The following is a 21,609-nucleotide window of genomic DNA, read 5'->3' as shown; positions in this document are numbered from 1 at the left end:
TCCCGATGCCCGGCACCCTGCGCCTGGTCCTTGGCGACCAGCTATCCCGTGACCTTTCCAGCCTTCGCGGGCTGGACAAGACCCAGGACCGGGTCCTGATCGCAGAGGTGATGGCGGAGGCGACCTATGTCCCCCATCACCCGCAGAAGATCGCCTTCCTGTTCAGCGCCATGCGCCATTTCGCCGAGGAATTGCGGGCGGATGGCGTGGCCGTGGACTATGTCCGCCTGGACGATCCCGACAATAGCGGCACGCTGGGCGGGGAACTGGTGCGGGCCGTGGACCGACACCGGCCGGATCGTGTTGTCACCACCTTTCCCGGCGAATGGCGTGTCTGGAAACAGATGCGGCAGTGGCAGCGCGAACTGCCCGTGGATTTGGAGGTGAAGGAGGATGACCGCTTCTTCTGTTCCATCGCGCGCTTCCGCGCCTGGGCCGGGGACCGGCGGCAACTGCGCATGGAATTCTTCTATCGGGAGATGCGGCGCGACCATGGCGTGCTGCTGACGCCGGATGGAAAGCCGGAAGGCGGGCAGTGGAACTTCGATGCCGACAACCGCAAGCCCGTGCCCAGGGGCCTGAAAATCCCCCCGCCGTTTCAGGAGCCGCCGGACGCCATCACGGCGGACGTCCTGGCCCTGGTCGCTAACCGGTTCAGCCACCATTTCGGCCGGCTGGACGGGTTCGCCTATGCGGTCACGGCGGCGGGCGCGGAGCGGGCGCTGGCCCACTTCCTGCGCCATGGCCTGCCCCTGTTCGGGGACTATCAGGACGCCATGGCGGAAGGGCAGGAGACGCTGTTCCATTCCGTGCTGTCCCCCTACCTGAATGCCGGGCTGCTGTCGCCCCGCGCCGTGGTGGCGGCGGTGGAGGCGGAATGGCGGGCGGGAAGGGCGCCGCTGAACGCCGTGGAGGGCTTCATCCGCCAGATCCTGGGCTGGCGCGAATATGTGCGCGGCATTTATTGGCTGAAAATGCCGGCGTACGCGGAAACCAACGCCCTGGCGGCCCACCGGCCGCTGCCCGATTTCTACTGGACCGGCCGCACCCCCATGCGCTGCCTGTCGCAGGCCATCGGCCAGACGGAACGCACGGCCTATGCCCACCATATCCAGCGCCTGATGGTGACGGGCAATTTCGCCCTGCTGCTGGGGGTGGAGCCGGCGCAGATCGAGGAATGGTATCTGGCCGTCTATGCCGATGCCTATGACTGGGTGGAACTGCCCAATGTCCATGGCATGGTGATGCATGCCGATGGTGGCTATCTGGGCAGCAAGCCCTATGCGGCCAGCGGCAAATATATCCAGCGCATGTCGGATCATTGCGGCCGCTGCGCCTTTGATGTGAAGGAAACGGTGGGCAAGGAGGCCTGCCCCTTCAACTTCCTCTATTGGAATTTCATCGCCGAAAATGCCGACAGACTGCGCGGCAATCCCCGCATGGGCCTGATCTACAAGGGGCTGGATCGGATGGACCCGGACAAACTGTCCGCCATCCGCGCGCAGGCGGCCGGCTTCATCGCGGGCCTGGCACCAACCGCTCCCGCCGGTCATTCAGAAGTCGACGCAGGCGCGCCACCTCCGCCTCCAGCCGCTGCACATCCTGGGACAACTGGTTGATGCGGGATCGGGCGGCGGCCTGGGGGTCGTGGAAGGCGTCGCGGAAGGGCCCGCGGGGCTGCCGCCGCTCCGCCGGGCCCAGGGTGCGTGGGGCCAGCAATGTCGCCCAGTCCGCGCCCAATGCCCTGACCAGCCGATGCGCGGCCAGGGCGGCGCTGGCCCGTTCCCCCGCCTGATCCGACCCCAGCATGCCCAGAATGCGGACCAGCTTCAGCCATTGGCCGCGTGGCAGGACGGTATTCATCATCCCCTCCCCGATTACTCCGGGATCAGAGGGGAAGGGGAACCGGCGCGCGGACACCAGCTCATAAAACAACAGTGTGATCTGTGTGGTTTTCGCTTGTGTTTCAACCCGCCATCGCTTATTCTGCCATCATCAAAAAAGCCGCTCCGGAACCCCGGTTATGCCCATCAAGCCTTTGATCGGCTGGCTTCTTTTTATGTCCCCCCTTTTCCTGGCCGGCTGTCGGCATAATTCCTGATCCGTCCCCTCGACGATCCGGAGCACCTGTCCATGCGCACCCCCACCCCGTCCGACGGCCTGGCCTGGGTCACCGGTGCCTCCAGCGGTATCGGGCAGCATGTGGCCCTGGCGTTGGCGGCCGAGGGCTGGACCGTGCTGGCCAGTGCGCGCCGTGCCGAGTCGCTGGCCGACATCGCCCGGCAGGCCCCCGGGCCGGGCCGGATCATCCCCGAACCGCTGGATGTGACCGATGCCGCGGGGGTGAAGGCGGCGCTGGCTGCGCATGGTCCGGTGGTGCTGGCCGTGCTGAATGCCGGCACCTATCAGCCCGATCAGGCCAGGGATCTGGACCCGGCGGTCTTCGCCCGGACCATCGATGTGAACCTGATGGGGGTGGTCAATTCGCTGGCCGCCATCCTGCCCGGCATGATGGCGCGTGGGTTGGGCCATCTGGTCATTGTGTCCAGCGTGGCGGGATATCGCGGCCTGCCACGCTCGCTTTCCTATGGCGCATCCAAGGCAGCGCTGAACAATCTGGCGGAAAGCCTGAAGCTGGATGTCGAACGCTACGGCATCAAGGTTCAACTGGTCTGCCCCGGTTTCATCAAGACGCCGCTGACCGACAAGAACAAATTTCCCATGCCCTTCCTGATGCCGGTGGAACGGGCGGCGGCACGGCTGGTGGCATCGTTGAAAAGTAGCAGTTTCCAGATTACTTTCCCGCGACGGTTCACCTGGCCGCTTCTGCTGTTGCGCCGGTTTCCCGATGCGCTGTATTTCATGCTGGTCCGACGCACCGTGCCCAAGTGAGGGTGGGGGCGGCGGGGCGCAACGGGTTGGAACGCGTATCCATGTCGGTCAATGGACAGGTCCCGGTGGATCAGGCGCTGGCCGCCTATATCCGCTTTTTCCAGGAATTGCGGCCGGAGACGCTGTCGCGGCTGGACCGGCTGGCCGTGCCCGACGTGCATTTCAAAGACCCGTTCAACGATTTCAAATCGCGCGACCGCATGAAGGCCGTGTTTGCCCGCATGTTCGAGATGCTGGAACAGCCACGGTTCATCGTGCGCGACCATGCCCTGTCGGAACAGACGGCCTATCTGCGCTGGGGCTTCGTTTTCCGCTCCAGAGGCCAGCCGCGGCCCAGCACGATCGAGGGCATGTCGGAGGTGCGGTTCGATCTGGCGGGCCATGTCACCAGCCATATCGATCATTGGGACGCGGCCGAGCAGTTTTATGCAAAGCTGCCCGTGCTGGGCTGGGTGCTGCGCAAGATCAAGGCCCATATGGCGGATTAGCGCTTGCGGACGGGACCCCGAATGCATACGTCCGTGGTCCTGTCTTGTCCCCGGATCGGAGCCGCCATCCATGAGCCTGCCCATCGTCCGCACCGTCGCCGACCTGCGCGCGCAGGTTTCTGCCTGGAAAAGCCAGGGGCTGCGCGTGGCACTGGTGCCGACCATGGGTGCCCTGCATGACGGGCATCTGACGCTGGTGCGTCGGGGCCGGGAACTGGCCGACCGCGTCATCGCCACCGTCTTCGTCAACCCCACCCAGTTTGGCCCGAACGAGGATTTCGCCCGCTATCCGCGGGATGAGGCCGGGGATGCGGCCAAGCTGGCGTCCGCGGGCTGCGACCTGCTGTTCGCGCCGACGGTCGATGTCATGTATCCCGCGGGCTTCAGCACGGCCATCGATGTCGGCCCCGTGACCCGACGCTGGGAAGGGGCGTTCCGTCCCGGCCATTTTCAGGGTGTGGCGACGGTGGTGACCAAGCTGCTGCTGCAGGCCGGCGCCGATGTCGCCTGCTTCGGGGAAAAGGATTACCAGCAGCTTTGCACCATCCGGCAACTGGTGCGCGACCTGGATATCCCTGTTGCCATCGAAGGCGTACCGACGGTGCGCGAGGCTGATGGTCTGGCCCTGTCATCGCGCAATGCCTATCTGTCGCCTGAACAGCGGCAGGTGGCGGGGCAGTTGAACCGCATCATGCGGGATGTCGTTGCCAGCCTGGCCGCGGGGGCGGCACCGGGACCGGTGCTGGAACAGGCGACGGCCGCTGTGCTGGCCGCCGGCTTCACGGCGGTCGATTATCTGGCCTTTGTCGACGCCGCCACGCTGGAACCGCTGGAACGGCCCGGCCGGGGCCGCCTGATCTGCACGGCCCGGCTGGGTGCGGTCCGGCTTCTTGATAACATGCCGGTCTGATCAGCCCGCCGCCCGCCGGGCCAGCCCGGCCAGCAGGATATCCAGGCCGAACTGGAACCGCGCCTCAATGTCGGTGTCGAAGATGCTGCCCATCATGGACAGCAGGCGCGGATACCCGGCCCCCGCCGCCTCGGCGAAGCGGGCTTCCAGCGCTGACAGGTCCACCGCGAGGGCTCCGGTGCCATCCATCAGCCCCTGTTCTTCGATGGCAAAGCCGATCACGTAATAGAACAGGGCGAAATTGGCCCAGACCGCTTCCCGGTCCGGCAGCCCGGCGGCAATCAGGGCGCCCATCAGCCGGTCATTGATCCGCATGATGTTGGGCGTGACGATATAGGTCCCGGCGTAAAGCCGCGCCCCGTCGCGACGTGACAGCAGCCCCTGGCGCAATTGCCGGGCCACCTGTTCGACCTGTGCCTGCCAGGGGGCGCCCGTGTCGATGCCGGTGGCCACCCTATCCAGCAGCCGATCGGCCAGATGGTCGATCAGCGCTTCCTTGCTGGCAAAGTGCCAGTAGAGCGACGGGGCCTGAATGTTCAACGCCTGCGCCAGCCGCCGCATGGTCAGCCCCTCCAGCCCCACTTCATCCAGCAATGCCAGTGCCGTGTCGGCCACCTGCTCCCGCGTGATCCGCACTGAACCCGATCCCCATCGTTAATCGCCTTGTCAATCTAACATCGTTAGTCTATCTAACGGTGTTAGATTGATGGATGGGAGCCATGCCATGCAGACGCCCTTTGACGCTGACCGGGTGGACAGTCTGGAAGCCCTGCGACAGCTCTATGACATGCCGGCGGAACGGGTGACGCGGCTGAAATTCCCGCGGCTGGACGCGCATATGGCGCGTTATATCGCCGCCTCGCCCCTGGTCTTCATCGCCACGGGGGTGGCCGACGGGCTGGACAATTCACCGCGCGGCGGCGAACCCGGCTTTGTCCAGGTCCTGGACAGCGGGCATGTCGTGATTCCGGATTGGCCCGGCAATAACAAGCTGGAAAGCATCACCAACATCCTGTGCGGGGACGGGCGGTGCGGCCTGGTCTTCCTGGTGCCGCATGTGGATGCCTTTCTGCGTGTGAATGGCACGGCGACGCTGTCGCGACGGACTGATCTGCTGCAACGCTTCGCCGACCACGGGCGGTCGCCGAAGCTGGTCATCCTGGTGGCCGTGCAGGAAGCCTACTTCCATTGTGGAAAGGCCCTGCGGCGGTCGTCGCTGTGGCAGCCGGAGGGCTGGCAACCGTCGCCGCTGCCATCAGTCGGCACAATCATTCGCGAACAATCGGGCATGACGGATGTCTCTGCCGACGCCATAGACGCCGACTATCAGCGTGCCCTGAAAGACGATCTGTACTGACCCATGGGCGCCCCGGTACTTACCGGACGGGGCGCCCATGGCGACAATCAGTTACCACGCGCCGGTGCTGGGCATGCTGGCCCAGGGTTCCTGCCGGGGCAGGGCGCCCCCCTTCTGCAACAGTTCGATCGAGATATTGTCGGGGGAGCGGACGAAGGCCATGTAGCCGTCGCGCGGCGGGCGGTTGATGGTGACGCCCTTGTCCATCAGCGACTGGCAGACGGCATAGATATCGTCCACCTGGAAGGCCAGGTGCCCGAAATTGCGCCCGCCCGTATAGACCTCGGGGTCCCAGTTATAGGTCAGCTCGACCTCTGCGTCCGGCGTCTCGTCGGCAGCCAGATAGACCAGGGTGAAGCGCCCGGCCTGATTTTCCATGCGCCGGGTCTCCTTCAATCCCAGCTTGTTGCAGTAGAAGTCCAGCGATTGCTCCAGGTCGGTCACGCGGACCATCGTATGCAGGTATTTCATCTGAACGGTTCCAATGGCTTGGGCGATAGGGATGCGACATCAGATGGGGGGCAGGGGTCGCATATCCCAGCCCCGGCATGCAAATGCAAACATGCTTCCCCGCACGGACGTCTGCAAAGTTCGATTGCAATGCAGCAAAATCCGTGATGGCATGGTTGTTAGCGAGAGCAAGCAATAAACACTGCCATTATTTCCGAAGGTTTCCCCGACAGGGTCCGGGGGGCTTCGGCGGGGACGTGGATGACAAGTGATCCGGTAGTCCATCTCTGGGTCCTGACGGCGACGGCACTGGTCTTCGCCATGCAGTTGGGATTCTGTCTGCTGGAAGTCGGCTTTGTCCGCGCCAAGAACTCCATCAATGTCGCCATCAAGAATGTGATGGATTTCTGCATTGCCGGCTTCCTGTTCTGGCTGTTCGGCTATGCCCTGATGTTCGGGCCCAGCTGGATGGGGGTGATCGGGATCGACGGGTTCATGCCCGACCATCTGGATCCCGCCACCCCGCTGGTTTTCATCCTTTTCCAGATGATGTTCTGCGGCACCGCCACCACCATCGTGTCGGGTGCCGTGGCCGAACGCATGGGCTATGGCAGCTACATCATCGTGTCGGCCCTGCTGTCGGCTGTCATCTATCCGATCTTCGGCCACTGGGCGTGGGGCGGTATGGCGGGGCCGCAGAGCCAGGGCTGGCTGTCGGCGCTGGGCTTCATTGATTTCGCCGGTTCCACTGTGGTCCATTCCGTCGGCGGCTGGTTGTCACTGGCGGCGGTGCTGGTCATCGGGCCGCGTACGGGGCGCTATGATGCCGGTGTCCGCACGCTGGGCAGCAGCAACCTGACCATGGCGGCGTCCGGCGTGCTGGTCCTCTGGTTCGGCTGGCTGGGCTTCAATGGCGGATCGGTGCTGGGTGACCTGGACAAGGCGCCCGGTGTGCTGCTGAACACGGTGGTAGCCGGCTGTACCGGTGGACTGGCAGGACATTTCCTGTCCGTCATGCTGGGCCCCAAACCGAGTGTGGAACATTTCCTCAACGGCATCCTGGGCGGGCTGGTCGGCATCACCGCCTGCGCGCTGGTGGTCGGCACCGGGTCGGCGGCGATCATCGGTGCGGTGGGTGGGGTGCTGGTCATCGGCGGGGCTGCTTTGCTGGACCATTGGCGCATCGACGATGCTGTGGGCGCCGTGCCGGTGCATCTGTTCGGCGGTGTCTGGGGCACCCTGGCTGTGGCCCTGTTCGGCGATGTCAGCCTGTTCGGTACGGGCCTTGACCGCTGGCAGCAATTGCAGGTGCAGGGGCTGGGCGTGCTGGCCTGCGGGGCCTTCACCTTCGGCACCGGCTATGTGATTTTGCGCACCATCAACCGCTTCTTCCCGCTGCGCATCGATGTGGAGGCGGAACGGCTGGGTCTGAACGTGGCCGAGCATGGCGCCACCTCGCCCATGCTGGATCTGGCGGCGGAGATGGAGCGTCACCGCCAGGAGGGCAAGTTCGACCGGCCCGTGCATGTGGAGCCGCAATCGGATGTGGAACTGATCGCCGCCCAGTATAACCGCGTCATCGACAAGGTGACGGCGGAGATCCAGCGCCATTCCCTGCTGCTGGAGGAACTGGGCAAGGCCAAGGTGGAAGCAGAGAATTCCAATCTGGCCAAGTCACAGTTCCTGGCGACCATGAGCCACGAGCTGCGCACGCCGCTGAACGCCGTCATCGGCTTTTCCCAGCTGATTGCGGACGAGGCCTATGGCCCCATCGACCAGCATTATGTGGAGCATGCGCGCGACATCCATGATGGCGGCAAGCACCTGCTGGCCCTGGTCAATGATGTGCTGGATTTCTCCCGGCTGGAGGCGGGGAAGTTCCAGCTGAACGAACAGCCGCTGGATCTGGCCCGTGTGCTGCGCGGTGTACACCGGTTGATGCTGTCGCTGGCCGAAAGCAACAGCCTGGGCCTGATCCTGGAAGTATCCACCGACATACCGGCGCTGCTGGCCGACGAACGGGCCATCCGTCAGATTCTGATCAACCTGGTCGGCAATGCCGTGAAGTTCACGCCCGCGGGCGGCAAGGTGAGGCTGGCGGCCACGCTGGAGCCGGATCGCCGCCTGTGCCTGACCGTGGCCGACACGGGCATCGGCATGGACCCCGCCCTGGTCCACAAGGCGCTGGAACCCTTCACCCAGCTGGAAGGCGGGCTGGCCAAGGGCCATGGCGGGTCCGGCCTGGGCCTGTCGCTGGTCAATGCCCTGGTGCGGCTGCATGACGGAACGCTGGTCATCCAGACCGCACCGGGCAAAGGTACCAGCATTTTCATCCGTTTCCCCATCGACCGCACCATCGAACGGTCGGTGGCGGAAGGGAAGGATCGAAAGGTGGGGTGACTATCCCCTGACCACCTTGGCGGCGTAGCAGCCGCGCTTGGCCAGATGGATGTGCAGGTAATCCACGGCCGGATTGTCCAGCAGGCGACGCACCAGGGCGTCACCGTCCCGTCCATCCAGCACGACATCGGCATCCACCATCATGCCTTCGGCATCATAGGCCCGGATGGAGAGCGGCCGGATCTCCAGCATCGTCGGCAGGCGATCCTGGGTGCTGGCCGTTTGCGTGACCCCTTCGGACACGAAGATCGGGCCTCTGGCGCGGTACGGGCTGTTGGCGGGCTGATGTTCATAGGACAGCAGCAGCAGCGGGGTGCCGGCCGGCACATCGGTCAGGGTGATGCGGCAGGGATAGCCTACATTGGGCGGTGTGATCACGCGGCGGATGCCCTGCGCGGCCAATGCGGCATCATCCAGGGCGGACAGGGGGGCAAACGGTTCGGCGGACAGGCCGAGGACGCGATAGGTCATGGCAGAATGGCTCCATCGGGGATGCGATGGCGCGACCCTGCCAGCGATCCGATGGGCCGGCGACCCGGTTCTTGCGGTGGGGCCCCCGTCCGTCAGACCGCGACGTCGGCCTTGATCGGCGGATGCGGGTCGTAGCCATCCAGCACGAAATCATCGATCCGGTAACAGTCGATGCTGTCGGGCCGCCGGGCCAGGTGCAGGCGGGGCAGGGGGCGGGGGCTGCGGGACAGCTGTTCCCGTGCGGCGTCCAGATGGTTCAGGTAGAGATGCACATCCCCGCCCATCCAGACGAATTCGCCCAGCCGCAGCCCGGCCTGCTGCGCCAGCATCGCCTGCAAGGCGACAGCCCCCGTCAGGTTGAAGGGCAGGCCCAGCAGCACATCGCAGCTGCGCTGATACATCAGCCCGTTCAGACGCCCGTCGCTGGTCACATGGTACTGATAGACCATGTGGCAGGGCGGCAGGGCCATGCCACCCAGCTCCGCCACGTTCCAGGCATGGAACAGCAGGCGGCGACTGGCCGGGGTTTCGACCAGCCCCTTCAGCAGGGTGGCGATCTGGTCATGTTCGCGCCCATCCGGCCCGACCCAGCGGCGCCATTGCTTGCCATAGACGGGTCCCAACTCGCCCCAGCGTGCGGCGAAGGCGTCATCCTCGACGATGCGCTGTTCAAACGCAGTCTGGCTGATGGCTTCCCCCGTCTCCCGGCGGTAGGCGGCCAGGGGCCAGTCGGTCCAGATGGTGACCTTTTCCTTCAGCAGCGGCTGGATGTTGGTGCCACCGGAAAGGAACCACAGCATCTCCTTGACCGCCATCTTCCAATAGACGCGTTTGGTGGTCAGGATCGGCACGGTGCCGTCCGACAGGTCGAAACGCATCATCGACCCGAACAGCGACCGGGTGCCCACGCCTGTGCGGTCGACGCGCTCATCGCCGCGGGCCAGGATGTCCGCCATCAGGTCCAGATATTGCTGTTCGGGATGGCGCATCGACCGTCCGCTCCGGCTGCCATGTGCTGTGTCGGGTTGTTCATTAGCCCGCCGGGCGGCTATTGTCACCCGCCTACCCGTCTGGAGAACCGTCTTGTTCATTTCCGTGATCGCCGCCGTCGCCCGCAACGGGGTCATCGGCCATGAAGGAAGCATGCCGTGGAAGCTGCCGAACGATCTGCGCTTCTTCAAACAGGTGACCATGGGCAAGCCCATGATCATGGGCCGCAAGACCTGGGAGAGCTTCGGGTCCAAGCCGCTGCCCGGCCGGCCCCATATCGTGGTGACCAGCAATCCGGACTTCACGGCGGAAGGCGCCACCGTTGTGCGTGACCTGGACACCGCCATCGCGGAAGCCAAGCGTCTGGCGGTGGAAGCCGGCGGGAACGAGGTGATGGTGATTGGCGGCGGGCAGATCTATGCCGCCGCCCTGCCGCTGGCTGACCGGGTGTACCTGACGGAAATCGCGGCCAGTCCCCCCGGCGACACCTTCTTCCCGGCATTCGACCGCACGGCCTTTCTGGGCGAAGAACTGGGCATGCAGATGGCCAAGGGGCCGGACCAGCCGGCCTTCCGCGTCATGCTGTTCCATCGTCGCTGATACCCATTTCCGATAAGCTGGACTCATCGGGAATGGGTACGGCAGCGACTGCTGCCGCGCCGCACATGCGGCGTAGCCGAGCCGCCGGATGGCGGCGCTGGCGATTGAAGCCTACAGATCGGTTCCGATCACTGGGACGTGGTAGAGCGGTTATCCGCCTCGTTGGTCATATTCCCCGCTTTTACATGAAGGTGCTCTGCGCCATAATCCCGCAACCTTCATAACGTTTGGTTGCGGTGATCGTGGCGGACCTTCAGCCCTGGCAGTTGCCCACGGTGAATAGCGGATTGATGCTGGCGGCGGCGTCCAGCCTGCGCCTGGACCCTGAACCCTTGCAGCGGCAGGTGCGGGACGCCATTGACAGCGTGCCCCTGTCGGCGCGCGGCGCCTATGGTGGCGAGACGGGGGGATGGACCAGCATCGCCCTGGTATTGATGCCATCGGGCGGCGGCCAGGGCTATCGGCAGCCTGGGAGCCCGACGCCGGTGCTGGCCCGGTTGCTGCCGATCCTGGGACCGGTCATGGATCGGCTGGGTGGTCTGCCGAACGGCGCCTATATCGTGCGGCAGTCGGCGGGGGGCTTCCTGCGCTGGCATTTCGATCATCAGGCGCTGCACCTCGATTTCTGCCGCCTGCTCATTACGGTGCGGGCCCCGGCAGAGGCCTTCACCTGGATCGGGCATGAGAAGGTGGCCTTCCCCGACGGGACCCTGTGGACCGGCGATTTCAGCCTGCCGCATCAGGTGGAGAATCCATCGGATCAGGACCGGCTGATGATTGCGCTGGACTATGCCCCCACGGATGCGATCCGGGCGCTGTTCCCGCCCGCACTCTATGCTGAGAAGCAAAGGCGGGGAATTGTGTCGAGAGACGCCATCAACCTGCTGCGGCAGTAGCGGAACCGATCTGCTGCCCCCCACACCGCTTTCCCGTCGACAGCCTGTCGATTCGGCTTGACCGATCGTTCGATTGTGATCAAATGTCTCCATTGGAGACATCATCATGCTGAAATTCGTCCTTCCCCTTCTGTTCAAGGTGAATCGCAAAATGGTCTACGACATGATCCGCCAGCAGATGGCGGGCAGCCTGCCCTTTGTCCGTCATTGCGGCATCGATCTGGTCAGCATTGGCGACGGCGTCGCCGAGGCGCGGGTGGCTGACCGGACGGATATCCATAACCACCTGAAGACGCCGCATGCCGGTGTCATCTTCACGCTGGCGGAAACGGCCAGCGGCGGGGCCATGGCCGGCGCCATGGCGCCTGTGCTGCTGAATGTCCGGCCCGTGGCGGCGGAGGCGACGATCCGCTTTGTGAAGCTGGGCAAGGGTGACCTGCGGGCCACCGCCAGGACCACCCGCCCGGCCGCTGATCTGCGGGCCGAACTGGAAGCGGAAGCAAAGGTGCGCTTTCCCGTGGAAGTGGATATTACCGACGCGTCCGGAGAGGTCGTGTCGCAGATGGTGGTTGAATGGTACGTCAGTCCGAAGCGGTGAAGCCGGCCTCCATGCGCGACCGTTTCCATCACGGCGATCTGAAGGCGGCGGCGCTTGCCGCTGCCCTTGCCATGGTGGAGGCGGCCGGGGCGGACGCCTTGTCCTTCCGGGCAGTGGCGGCCGCGGTCGGGGTCAATCACCGGGCCCTCTACCGGCATTTCACTGATAAGCGCGACCTGACCCTGGCGCTGGCTGCCCTGGGTTTTGACCGGCTGAGCGACGCGATAGAGACGGGATTCGCCCGCATCGGTGGGCCGGCACGGTCGGCTTTGTTCGAAGCCTATGTGGATTTCGCCCTGGAACAGCCGACGCTCTACGCCCTGATGTATGGCATCCCCGGTCGCGACTATCTGACCAACCCCACCTTGGCCCCGGCCGTGGCGCGGGTAACACGGGCGGCCGGACTGGCCTTCCGGGACGATGGCGACCCGCCCGGATTCTCCCCCCGGCTGCGCGATCGGGTGATGCGGGCCTGGGGGCAGGTGCATGGGCTGTGCGACCTGTGGCAGCGCGGGGCCTTGCGGGCGCGGGACCAGGGCGCGGCCCGGGCCTATATCCTTGGTTTACTGCTTGAATGATGTGACGGCCACCTCTGCGTTCCGTTCCGCCCCGCCGCGCCGACAATGCGCTTCACGGGCTGCGCGGCGCCGCTATCCTGCGCCCCCATGCAGCTCACGACCATTCCCGACGACATCTTGCCTGCGGCCCTGGCCACGATGCGGGCGCAATTGCCCTCTGCCAGCCTGGCCGCCCGCGTGCTGGACCGGATTACGGCGACGCGCGACCTGATCGCGCTGGGCGTCGATACGCCGGCCCATCGGGCGGCGGCCATCGATCTGGCCCGCGCCTTCGGAATCGCCGTGATTGACGAGGCGCCGCAGGATGCCTTCTCCTATGACGGCCATGCCATCCGCACGCGGTCGGAGGCCTATGTGCTGATCCATGAGGTGGCGCATTGGCTGGTGGCCCCGCCGGAACGGCGCGGCATGATCGATTTCGGCCTGGGCGCCGGGCCGGAGTCGGGACGGGTGGAGGAAGCCAACGCCGCCATCGCCGTCGACAAGGAAGGCCAGATCGTGGAGGAGGCCGTGGCCTCGCTGCTGGGCATCCTGTGGGAGGTGGAGTTGGGTCAGCCGGCCATCCTGGCCTTCCTGGAACAGAACTGGATGGAGGGCTGGGACCGGCCCTTCTGTGCGCAGAATCTGGCGACGCATCTGGACCTGCTGCTGCAGGCGGGTTTGATCGATGCGGATGGGCGCCCGATCTCGCCGGAATCTTTCGCCCGGATGACCTGCGCCGCAGCTTGATTTCTTTGTTTTCCGGCCCCTTGCGGGCGATGGACATATGGGTTTCCCTGATTGGTAAAACCATATGTCCCAGGGGGGAACATGTCCGCGACGCCCGCTTCGGCGCCTGCCATCCTGTCCATGATCGGCAACACGCCGATCGTCCGCATCACCCGCTTCGATACCGGCCCGTGTGAGCTGTATCTGAAGCTGGAGAACCAGAATCCCGGCGGGTCCATTAAGGACCGCATCGCCCTGAAGATGATCGAGGCGGCCGAGGCGGAGGGCAAGCTGGCCCCCGGTGGCACCGTGATCGAGGCGACGGCCGGCAATACCGGCCTGGGTCTGGCCCTGGTCTGCGCCGCCAAGGGCTATCGCCTGATCCTGGTCATCCCGGACAAGATGGCGACGGAGAAGATCAACAATCTGCGGGCGCTGGGCGCGCAGATCCACATCACCCGGTCCGATGTGGGCAAGGGCCATCCCGCCTATTACCAGGACATTGCTGAGCGGTTGTCGACGGAGATTCCCGGCAGTTTCTATGTCAACCAGTTCTCCAACCCCGCCAATCCGCGCGCGCATGAGGAATGGACGGGCCCGGAAATGTTCCGGCAGATGGACAATGACATCGACGCCGTCGTCGCCGGTATCGGGTCGGGCGGCACCTTCACGGGCCTGGGCGCCTTCTTCGCCAAGGCCAGCCCCAAGACCCAGATGGTCATTGCCGATCCGGTCGGATCGATCATCGCCGATCTGGTGAACAAGGGCACGCATGAGGAGCCCGGTTCCTGGGTGGTGGAAGGCGTGGGCGAGGACTTCGTGCCGCCCAATTGCGACCTGCAATATGCCAAGGCTGCCTTCTATGTCAGCGACACGGAAAGCCTGAACGCCGCCCGCGACCTGCTGCGCAAGGAAGGCATCCTGGCCGGGTCGTCCAGCGGCACGCTGTTCGCCGCCGCCCTGAAATATTGCCGCGCCCAGACCACGAAGAAGCGCGTAGTCACCTTCGTCTGCGACACGGGCAACAAGTACCTGTCGAAGATGTTCAACGACGCCTGGATGGAAGATCACGGCTTCACCCCGCGCGAACGCCATAACGATCTGCGCGACCTGATGACCCGCCGCTATGACAAGGGCCAGGTGGTCACGGTCGGGCCGGAGGATACGCTGCTGACGGCTTACAAGCGCATGCGGATCAGCGACGTGTCGCAGCTGCCGGTCATGGAAGGCGACCGCGTCATCGGCATCCTGGACGAAAGCGACCTGTTGCTGCATGTCGAAAAGGACCCGGCCCGGTTCCGCGACAAGGTCTATACGGCCATGGTCAACCGGCTGGAAACGCTGCCGGTGACGGCGACCATGGCCGACCTGCGCGCCCTGTTCGACCGCAATATGGTGGCCATCATCCAGGATGGCGGGAAGTTCCTGGGCCTGCTGACCCGCACTGACGTGCTGAACCATCTGCGCCGTCAGCTGGGCTAAGGGACAGACGGGGGGGAGGGGCACCTCCCCATTTCCCATGGCGACGGCGATAAATGCGCCATGGGAGGGACTGCCCTGCGGGACCGCGGCATCACTTGGAAGCCGTCTCAAGGCCGGTTATTCCTTGCGGTAACAACGCCCAAGGACCGCACCGATGTCCGACAGTGCCCTGCCCCGTACCCGCCTGTTCATTGACCAGCCCCTGGCCGAAGGGGGCACGGCCGCCCTGGATGGCGCGCGCGCCCATTATCTGCGCGCCGTGCTGCGCCAGGGGCCGGGTGACGGGCTGCTGGCCTTCAACGGGCGGGACGGCGAGTTCCTGGCCACCATCGAGAGCTTGGGCAAATCGGCCGGCAGCATCCGGCTGGAACGCCGCACGCGCGCGCCTGTCGGTGATGCCCCCCCCGCCCCCTGGCTGCTGTTCGCCCCGCTGAAGGGCGGGCGCACGGAATATGTGGTGGAAAAGGCAGTAGAGCTGGGGGTGGGCCGGCTGGTCCCCGTCTATACCCGCCGGGGCGATGTCAACCGCGTCAATCTGGAGCGGCTGCGCGCCAACGCTGTCGAAGCGGCCGAACAGTGCGAAAGACTGGACCCGCCGGAAGTGGTGGATGGCATCGACCTGCAAAAGCTGCTGGCCGGCTGGGACGCCACCCGTACCTTGTTCGTCGCCGCCGAAAGTGGGCCGGTGCAACCCCTGGTGACCGCCGTCACTGCGGCTGTCGGGCGGCCTGTCGCATTCCTCGTGGGTCCGGAGGGGGGATTTGATCGACAAGAACTTGACGCCCTGCGCCGCTTGCCGTTTGTGGTGAGCGTCGGGTTGGGTCCGCGTGTCCTGCGCGCCGATACGGCCGCCTTCGCAATCCTGTCTGTCTGGCAGGCGACCGCAGGCGACTGGCAGCACTTGCAGGAAGAGGCGCGGCCGCCGCATCGTCTTTAGTCTGTCCGATCTTCCGCCCTGCCGTCCCGTCAACGTCCTTATCCGATAAGGAAGCAACCGAATGTCCGCACCCCCGACGTCGCGCGGCGAACCGATCACCGACCGCCGGCAACTGGTTGAATATATTGAAAAGGGATGCAAGCCGACCGCGGACTGGCGCATTGGCACGGAGCACGAGAAGTTCGTCTTTCGCGGACCCGACCACGCCCCCGTGCCTTATCAGGGGCCCGGTGGCATCGGCGAGATCCTGGGGGAATTTCAGCGCCGATTCGGCTGGGAACCGGTCTATGAGGGCGACAATGTCATCGCCCTGACCCAAGGCATAGCCAATATCAGCCTGGAACCGGGCGGGCAGTTCGAACTGTCGGGCGCGCCCTTGTCCACCATCCACCAGACCTGCGGGGAAGTGGGTGAGCATCTGTCCCAGGTGCGCGCCATCGGCAAGGATCTGGGCTTCGGCATGCTGGGCCTGGGCTTCAATCCGAAATGGCAGCGCGCTGACATCCCCTGGATGCCCAAGGGCCGCTACAAGATCATGCGTGAATACATGCCCAAGGTCGGCGACCTGGGCCTGGACATGATGACCCGGACCTGCACGGTTCAGGTGAACCTGGATTTCGCATCCGAAGCCGACATGGTGAAGAAGTTCCGGGTGTCGTTGGCCCTGCAGCCCGTCGCCACGGCCCTGTTCGCGGCCAGCCCCTTCACGGAGGGCAAGCCCAACGGGTTCCAGAGCTTCCGGTCGCATATCTGGACCGACACGGATGCCGATCGTACCGGCGATCTGCCCTTCGTGTTCGAGGATGGATTCGGTTTCGAACGCTATGTCGACTATGCGCTCGACGTGCCCATGTATTTCGCCTACCGCGACGGGAAATATCTGGACGCGTCGGGCCTGTCGTTCCGGGATTTCCTGGATGGCAAGCTGTCGATCCTGCCCGGCGAACTGCCGCTGATGACCGACTGGTCGGATCATATGACGACCATGTTCCCGGAAGTCCGCCTGAAGAGATACCTGGAAATGCGCGGGGCCGACAGCGGTCCGTGGGGTCGGCTGTGTGCCCTGCCGGCCCTGTGGGTGGGCCTGCTGTACGATACCACGGCCCTGGATGCTGCCTGGGATCTGGTCAAGGGCTGGACACAGGAAGACCGGGCCACGCTGCGCCGCGATGTGCCCCGCCTGGGCCTGTCCACCCCGTTCCAGGGCGGCACCGTGCAGGATCTGGCGCGCCGCGTCGTCGATATCGCGCGTGAGGGCCTGCGCAACCGCGCCCGTATGGCCGGCATGGGTGATGATGAGACCCACTTCATCGAACCGCTGGTGGCCATTGCGGAGTCGGGGCGGACCCTGTCCACCGACATGCTGGAAAAGTACCAGGGTGCCTGGGGCGGGTCGGTTGATCCCGTCTATACGGAATATGCCTACTGAGTATCCGGACAGCCGATGGGAGAGGCCGTTTGCCAGCCCATCGGCTGATGGTTGCGCATCTGTTGCCGATTGCCACTCTCTTGCCTAAGATGCCCTGCCCGTTGGGAACGGGGTCGTGGGGGAAGGACGTTCGGCAGGGATGCTGAGAGCGGGGCAGTTCATCGATCCCGGGTTGGAGCGGGAATTCCGCCTGTCGGCCATGGGCCAGGAGGTGCGCAGCCTGCGCATCAACCTGCTCGGCCTGATGCTGCTGCGGCTGCTGCCCATCGTTCTTGATTTTCATTACATGCCGGCCGATGTCGTCATGGCCGTGTACCTGCCGGCGCGTCTGGCCCTTTATCCCGTGATCATTGCCATCATGCTGATCCCGGTGCGGCCGACGACCTATGTCTGGCGGCATCTGGCGGTTCTGCTTCTGCTCAGTGCCATGTGGATGATGACGGCGCTGACATTCGTCTGGGGGCCGCAATCAACCAGCAGCCTGACCGCCAGCTTCTTCGTCGCCATCCTTTGTCTGATGAACTACCTGTTCCTGCCGACGCGCTGGCTGTGGATGGTCGTCTGGGGCGTGCTGGCCAGTCTCGGCTATCTGGTGTTCCTGCTGCCGCAGACGGGGGCCACGCCTCTGCAAACCCAGACCTCTGCTGCCCTTCTGGCCCTGGTGAACATGTTCGGGGCCTTGACCTCACATCAGGTGGCCAGCCTCCGTCGCATGGATTTCATGCGCCTGCGCCAGCTTGAGAATGCCAATGGGGAACTGCGCCGTCGGGAAGCGGTTATCGCTGAACAGCGGGACGAACTGTCGGCGCATCTCGGCCGGCTGGAGGAGGCGCACCGGAACCTGATGGAAACACAGGCCGAACTGGTGCAGGCGGAGAGGCTGGCGGGCCTGGGCGGGCTGGTCGCCGGGGTTGCCCATGAACTGAACACCCCCATTGGCATCGCCTTCACGGCCGTCACCCACCTGCAGGATCGGGTGGCGGAGATGGACCGGACCTTTGATGCCGGCCGCCTGACCCGCAGCCATATGGGCGAGTACCAGCAAAACCTGCTGGAAACGGCGCAACTGATCCGAACCAATATCGGGCGGGCAGCTGAACTGGTGCAGAGCTTCAAGCAGGTGGCCGTCGATCAGGCCAGTGCCGAGCGGCGCCCCTTCCTGCTGGGTGATTATATCGGTGAGGTGCTGCAAAGCCTGGCGCCGCGCCTGCGGGAGGAACCGCACCAGATCCATGTGGATTGTCCGCCGGGAATGCTGATCGACGGATATCCGGGCGCCATGGCCCAGGTCATCACCAATCTGGTGCTGAACGCCGTCATCCATGCCTTTGGCGATGGGCGGCCGGGCCATATCGACATCAAGGTCAGGGAATTGCCTGACGAGCGGGTGGAACTGGTCTTCGCCGATGACGGGCAGGGGGTGGCGCCAGAACATCTGGACCGGCTGTTCGATCCGTTCTTTACCACCCGGCGCGGCCGTGGCGGGTCGGGCCTGGGTTTGAATATCGTCCATGGGCTGGTGACCCAGACCATGGGGGGCAGCATCCGGGTTGAATCCGAACCGGGGAAAGGCACGCGTTTCATCCTGGTCGTGCCCCGGCGGCCCGGCGCGATGGGCGGTGCAGGCGGATCGGCGGATGCGGGGGCGCCCCGGTAGGAACGGGGTCAGTCAGCCATTTCCGTGCGGATGGCCAGCATTTCTGCGCGGTTATCAAGGAACAGGCCTGCCAGATGCGGGTCCAGGTGCCGGCCGGCGTTATCCGCGACATAGGACAGAGCACGATCCGGCGGCCAGGGTTCCTTATAGGGCCGATGCGACATCAGGGCGTCGAACACGTCACACACGGCGACCAGACGCCCCGACAGGGGAATGCTGTCACCTGCCAGACCATGCGGATAGCCGGTCCCGTCCCATTTTTCATGATGGGACAGCGCGATCTCGGACGCCAGATCCAGCAGGGACAGCCCGCTGCCGGTCAGGATCTGCGCGCCCAGGGCGCAATGCGTGCGCATGACCGCCCATTCATCCGCATCCAGACGGTCGGGCTTCAGCAGCACCCGGTCGGGAATGCCGATCTTGCCGATATCATGCAGGGGGGCGGCGGCCGCCAGATTCTCGATATAGGCCCGATCCAGCCCGGCCAGGTCCGCCAACCGGGCGGAAAGCCGCCCGATACGGGCGACATGGCGGCCCGTATCTTCGTCGCGGAATTCCCCGGCATTGCACAGGCGGTGGATGATTTCCGCCCGCGTCCGCTCCAGTTCAGCCGTGCGTTCACGCACCTGCTGTTCCAGCAGCCGGGCCAGCGACCGCTGCTGCCGATGCAGCACATTCAGGCGCAGCAGGTTGCGGGCGCGGGTCAGCAGTTCCCATTCAGTGAAGGGCTTGGTGACATAGTCGATGGCCCCCATCTCCAACGCCCGGCGGCGCATGGCCTCGGTATTGTGCGCCGTGATCATCAGCACCGGCGGTGCGGCCGCCCCCAGGCTGCGCATCATCGCATTGATGAAGTCCGGCCCCTCCAGTCCCGGCATGCAATAATCCAGCAGGATCAGGTCGGGTGGTGCCAGCTTGCAGATCTCCAACCCCTTCTGCGGGTCCGTCGTGGAGACGACATGGGCCAGTCCGGCACGACGCAGCATGCAGACCACCAGATCGACATTGACCGGCATGTCGTCAATCACCAGGACACGGGCCGAGGCCAGCGTCGGTTCTTCTGATGTATCCGCAGTCCTGTGCATGCCACCTCCGTGGACGCCGACTTCACCAATTCCGTGCCAGGCCTCAATATTCGCGTCCCCTTTCACTGTCCGCACCGTTGGACGAGTTGGAACGCGAATATTCGGAGTCCGCAATTTTCCGGCTAAATCGTTCCGGACAATGTAAAGTTAATCTAGTTCACTGTTTGCTGATCTTCAAATGGGTTGTTCTATGACAATGGATATACCACCCTTCAGGGATTGCGATGTGGCGGCTGGCCGATCTCGCCCGTGAACAGGTGCAGGGCCGCGTACTGCAACAGGATGATGGTCTTGCCGTCCCTGATGCGCCCGTCACGGATGCCGGCCAGCGCGTCGTCGATGGTCAGTTCCAGGACGGCGATATCCTCCCCTTCCTCCGCCTTGCCGCCGCCTTCGCCGGCACGGTCTGCCGGACTGTAGGGGGCGGCGAAGAAATGCAGAATCTCCGTGACGGAGCCGGGGCTCATGAACGCCTCGAACAGCTTTTGCGGCTGCCCGATGACATATCCCGTCTCCTCCATCAGTTCCTGGCGGATTCGGTCGGCCGGATCGGCGCCATCCAGAAGGCCGGCCGGGGCTTCGATCAGCAGGTCGTCATGGCCGTTGACGAAGGCTGGGAAGCGGAACTGCCGTGTCAGCACCACCGTGCGGCGGGCGGGATCGTAGAGCAGGATCGTTGCGCCATTCCCCCGGTCATAGGTTTCCCGGCTCAGGTGCTGCCAGCTGCCATCGGCGCGGCGATAGTCGAAGCGCGTCTTTTTCAGCACATACCAGTCGTTGGACAGCAGCGTGACGCCATGGATGCGGATGCGATCGGCGATGGACATGGAACCTCCTTTGTGTTTCCGGCATTATCGTGTAATAACGTGCGGAGTCACGAAGATTCGTGAGAAATGGCGAGGGGGTTCCGATGCTGACGCAGCAGCGTAAGGCGATGATCCTGGCCACCCTGAAGGCCGAGGGGCAGGTGGTGGCCAAGGATATGGCCCAGGCCTGGGGCCTGTCGGAGGACACGATCCGTCGTGACCTGCGCGAACTGGCGGCCGATGGGCTGCTGCTGCGGGTGCATGGTGGCGCGCTGCCGGCATCGCCGGCCATGGCTGATCTGTCGGTCAAGCGCACCCAGTCACCCGACGCCAAGCAAGCCTTGGGGCGGGCCGCGGCGGGCCTGATCCGGTCGGGCCAGCTGATTTTCATCGACGGCGGTACGACCAACCTGCAGCTGGTGTGCGCCTTGCCGCGGGAGTTGCGGGCGACCATCGTCACCCACAGCCCCACCATTGCCGCCGCCCTGATCGATCATCCATCGGTGGAGGTGGCACTGATCGGCGGGCGACTGTTCAAACATTCCGGCGTTTGCGTGGGCGCGCAGGTGGTGGAAGGGATCGGCCGGTTCCGGGCCGATCTGTGTGTCCTGGGTGTCACCGGCATTCATGCCGGCCTGGGCCTGACCACGGGCGATATGGAGGAGGCGGCGGTGAAACGGGCGCTTGCCGCCCATGCCGCCGAAACCCTGGTCCTGGCCACGGCGGAAAAGATCGGTGCCGCATCGCCCCATGTCATCGGGCCGCTGGGCATGGTGCAGACGCTGCTGGTTGCCGGGGCCCTGGGGCCGGGAGCGCTGGCCCCCTTGCGTGCCGCTGGATTGGATGTGCGTCAGGTGGACTGACGGCGCGCCGGA

General features: G+C 64.9%; 23 protein-coding genes. 16 read left to right on the top strand and 7 right to left on the bottom strand.

Annotation, left to right across the window (positions count from 1 at the left end):
• Positions 1–5: 5 nt before the first annotated feature.
• The gene (locus ACODTW_RS15220; RefSeq protein ID WP_488946882.1) at positions 6–1,619 is read left to right on the top strand and encodes a cryptochrome/photolyase family protein; all 1,614 of its coding nucleotides are present in this window, start codon (positions 6–8) and stop codon (positions 1,617–1,619) included.
• On the opposite strand, the gene ACODTW_RS15215 is transcribed toward ACODTW_RS15220, so the two are convergent.
• Positions 1,516–1,866 (bottom strand): hypothetical protein, encoded by a 351-nt coding sequence (locus tag ACODTW_RS15215; RefSeq protein WP_488946881.1) that lies wholly within the window; start codon positions 1,864–1,866, stop codon positions 1,516–1,518. The genes ACODTW_RS15220 and ACODTW_RS15215 overlap by 104 nt on opposite strands.
• 267 nt (positions 1,867–2,133) lie before the next feature.
• On the opposite strand from ACODTW_RS15215, the gene ACODTW_RS15210 reads away from it, so the two are divergent.
• From ACODTW_RS15210 to panC, 3 genes are all read left to right on the top strand, one after another.
• Positions 2,134–2,892, top strand: a complete 759-nt coding sequence (locus ACODTW_RS15210) for an SDR family NAD(P)-dependent oxidoreductase (RefSeq protein ID WP_488946879.1) — start codon at positions 2,134–2,136, stop codon at positions 2,890–2,892.
• A gap of 41 nt (positions 2,893–2,933) precedes the next feature.
• Entirely contained in the window at positions 2,934–3,380 is a 447-nt protein-coding gene (locus tag ACODTW_RS15205) for a nuclear transport factor 2 family protein (protein ID WP_488946878.1), read from the top strand.
• 70 nt (positions 3,381–3,450) lie between these two features.
• On the top strand, positions 3,451–4,290 hold the full coding sequence (gene panC, locus ACODTW_RS15200) for a pantoate--beta-alanine ligase (RefSeq protein ID WP_488946877.1): 840 nt from the start codon (positions 3,451–3,453) through the stop codon (positions 4,288–4,290).
• Here panC and ACODTW_RS15195 read toward each other — a convergent pair whose 3' ends face one another.
• Positions 4,291–4,926: a TetR/AcrR family transcriptional regulator C-terminal domain-containing protein gene (locus tag ACODTW_RS15195; RefSeq protein ID WP_488946875.1), complete on the bottom strand. Its 636-nt coding sequence runs from the start codon at positions 4,924–4,926 to the stop codon at positions 4,291–4,293.
• A gap of 88 nt (positions 4,927–5,014) precedes the next feature.
• Between ACODTW_RS15195 and ACODTW_RS15190 the strand changes: the two genes are divergently transcribed.
• Positions 5,015–5,647, top strand: coding sequence for an MSMEG_1061 family FMN-dependent PPOX-type flavoprotein (locus tag ACODTW_RS15190; protein WP_488946874.1), 633 nt, complete (start codon positions 5,015–5,017; stop codon positions 5,645–5,647).
• Positions 5,648–5,698: 51 nt separating this feature from the next.
• Here ACODTW_RS15190 and ACODTW_RS15185 read toward each other — a convergent pair whose 3' ends face one another.
• Positions 5,699–6,118 carry a VOC family protein gene (locus ACODTW_RS15185; RefSeq protein ID WP_488946873.1) on the bottom strand — a complete coding sequence of 140 codons (420 nt, stop codon included), beginning with the start codon at positions 6,116–6,118 and terminating at the stop codon, positions 5,699–5,701.
• A 240-nt stretch (positions 6,119–6,358) separates the two neighbouring features.
• On the opposite strand from ACODTW_RS15185, the gene amt reads away from it, so the two are divergent.
• Positions 6,359–8,497: an ammonium transporter gene (amt, locus tag ACODTW_RS15180; RefSeq protein ID WP_488946872.1), complete on the top strand. Its 2,139-nt coding sequence runs from the start codon at positions 6,359–6,361 to the stop codon at positions 8,495–8,497.
• Here the strand turns inward: amt and ACODTW_RS15175 are convergent, their stop codons facing one another.
• Together ACODTW_RS15175 and thyA are read right to left on the bottom strand one after the other, a co-directional pair.
• Positions 8,498–8,968 (bottom strand): DUF1203 domain-containing protein, encoded by a 471-nt coding sequence (locus tag ACODTW_RS15175; protein WP_488946871.1) that lies wholly within the window; start codon positions 8,966–8,968, stop codon positions 8,498–8,500.
• Between the two features lie 92 nt (positions 8,969–9,060).
• Positions 9,061–9,957 (bottom strand): thymidylate synthase, encoded by an 897-nt coding sequence (thyA, locus tag ACODTW_RS15170; RefSeq protein WP_488946870.1) that lies wholly within the window; start codon positions 9,955–9,957, stop codon positions 9,061–9,063.
• A gap of 94 nt (positions 9,958–10,051) precedes the next feature.
• Here thyA and ACODTW_RS15165 point away from each other — a divergent pair, with 94 nt between their 5' ends.
• The 9 genes from ACODTW_RS15165 to ACODTW_RS15125 all read left to right on the top strand — a co-directional run bounded on the left by ACODTW_RS15165 (position 10,052) and on the right by ACODTW_RS15125 (position 18,843).
• Positions 10,052–10,558, top strand: coding sequence for a dihydrofolate reductase (locus tag ACODTW_RS15165; protein ID WP_488946869.1), 507 nt, complete (start codon positions 10,052–10,054; stop codon positions 10,556–10,558).
• Positions 10,559–10,800: 242 nt separating this feature from the next.
• Positions 10,801–11,454, top strand: coding sequence for an aspartyl/asparaginyl beta-hydroxylase domain-containing protein (locus ACODTW_RS15160; protein ID WP_488946868.1), 654 nt, complete (start codon positions 10,801–10,803; stop codon positions 11,452–11,454).
• 106 nt (positions 11,455–11,560) lie between these two features.
• On the top strand, positions 11,561–12,052 hold the full coding sequence (locus tag ACODTW_RS15155) for a DUF4442 domain-containing protein (protein ID WP_488946867.1): 492 nt from the start codon (positions 11,561–11,563) through the stop codon (positions 12,050–12,052).
• On the top strand, positions 12,028–12,630 hold the full coding sequence (locus ACODTW_RS15150; RefSeq protein WP_488946866.1) for a TetR/AcrR family transcriptional regulator: 603 nt from the start codon (positions 12,028–12,030) through the stop codon (positions 12,628–12,630). Before ACODTW_RS15155 ends, ACODTW_RS15150 begins: the two co-directional genes overlap by 25 nt.
• 87 nt (positions 12,631–12,717) lie before the next feature.
• Positions 12,718–13,359 carry an elongation factor P hydroxylase gene (locus ACODTW_RS15145; RefSeq protein WP_488946865.1) on the top strand — a complete coding sequence of 214 codons (642 nt, stop codon included), beginning with the start codon at positions 12,718–12,720 and terminating at the stop codon, positions 13,357–13,359.
• An 81-nt stretch (positions 13,360–13,440) separates the two neighbouring features.
• Positions 13,441–14,820 (top strand): pyridoxal-phosphate dependent enzyme, encoded by a 1,380-nt coding sequence (locus ACODTW_RS15140; RefSeq protein ID WP_488946863.1) that lies wholly within the window; start codon positions 13,441–13,443, stop codon positions 14,818–14,820.
• 154 nt (positions 14,821–14,974) lie between these two features.
• The gene (locus tag ACODTW_RS15135) at positions 14,975–15,757 is read left to right on the top strand and encodes a 16S rRNA (uracil(1498)-N(3))-methyltransferase (RefSeq protein WP_488946862.1); all 783 of its coding nucleotides are present in this window, start codon (positions 14,975–14,977) and stop codon (positions 15,755–15,757) included.
• A 61-nt stretch (positions 15,758–15,818) separates the two neighbouring features.
• Positions 15,819–17,186 (top strand): glutamate--cysteine ligase, encoded by a 1,368-nt coding sequence (locus ACODTW_RS15130; RefSeq protein ID WP_488946861.1) that lies wholly within the window; start codon positions 15,819–15,821, stop codon positions 17,184–17,186.
• A gap of 139 nt (positions 17,187–17,325) precedes the next feature.
• Positions 17,326–18,843 carry a sensor histidine kinase gene (locus tag ACODTW_RS15125; RefSeq protein ID WP_488946860.1) on the top strand — a complete coding sequence of 506 codons (1,518 nt, stop codon included), beginning with the start codon at positions 17,326–17,328 and terminating at the stop codon, positions 18,841–18,843.
• 8 nt (positions 18,844–18,851) lie between these two features.
• On the opposite strand, the gene ACODTW_RS15120 is transcribed toward ACODTW_RS15125, so the two are convergent.
• Positions 18,852–19,928, bottom strand: coding sequence for an HD domain-containing phosphohydrolase (locus ACODTW_RS15120; RefSeq protein ID WP_488946859.1), 1,077 nt, complete (start codon positions 19,926–19,928; stop codon positions 18,852–18,854).
• Between the two features lie 212 nt (positions 19,929–20,140).
• Positions 20,141–20,755, bottom strand: a complete 615-nt coding sequence (locus ACODTW_RS15115) for an NUDIX domain-containing protein (RefSeq protein WP_488946858.1) — start codon at positions 20,753–20,755, stop codon at positions 20,141–20,143.
• An 83-nt stretch (positions 20,756–20,838) separates the two neighbouring features.
• On the opposite strand from ACODTW_RS15115, the gene ACODTW_RS15110 reads away from it, so the two are divergent.
• A complete protein-coding gene (locus tag ACODTW_RS15110; protein ID WP_488946857.1) occupies positions 20,839–21,597 on the top strand; it encodes a DeoR/GlpR family DNA-binding transcription regulator in 759 nt (252 codons plus the stop codon).
• Positions 21,598–21,609 lie beyond the last annotated feature (12 nt).

It is taken from the genome of Niveispirillum sp. FG148 (genome assembly GCF_057809655.1).
This window is presented reverse-complemented; position numbering and strand designations above follow the sequence as displayed.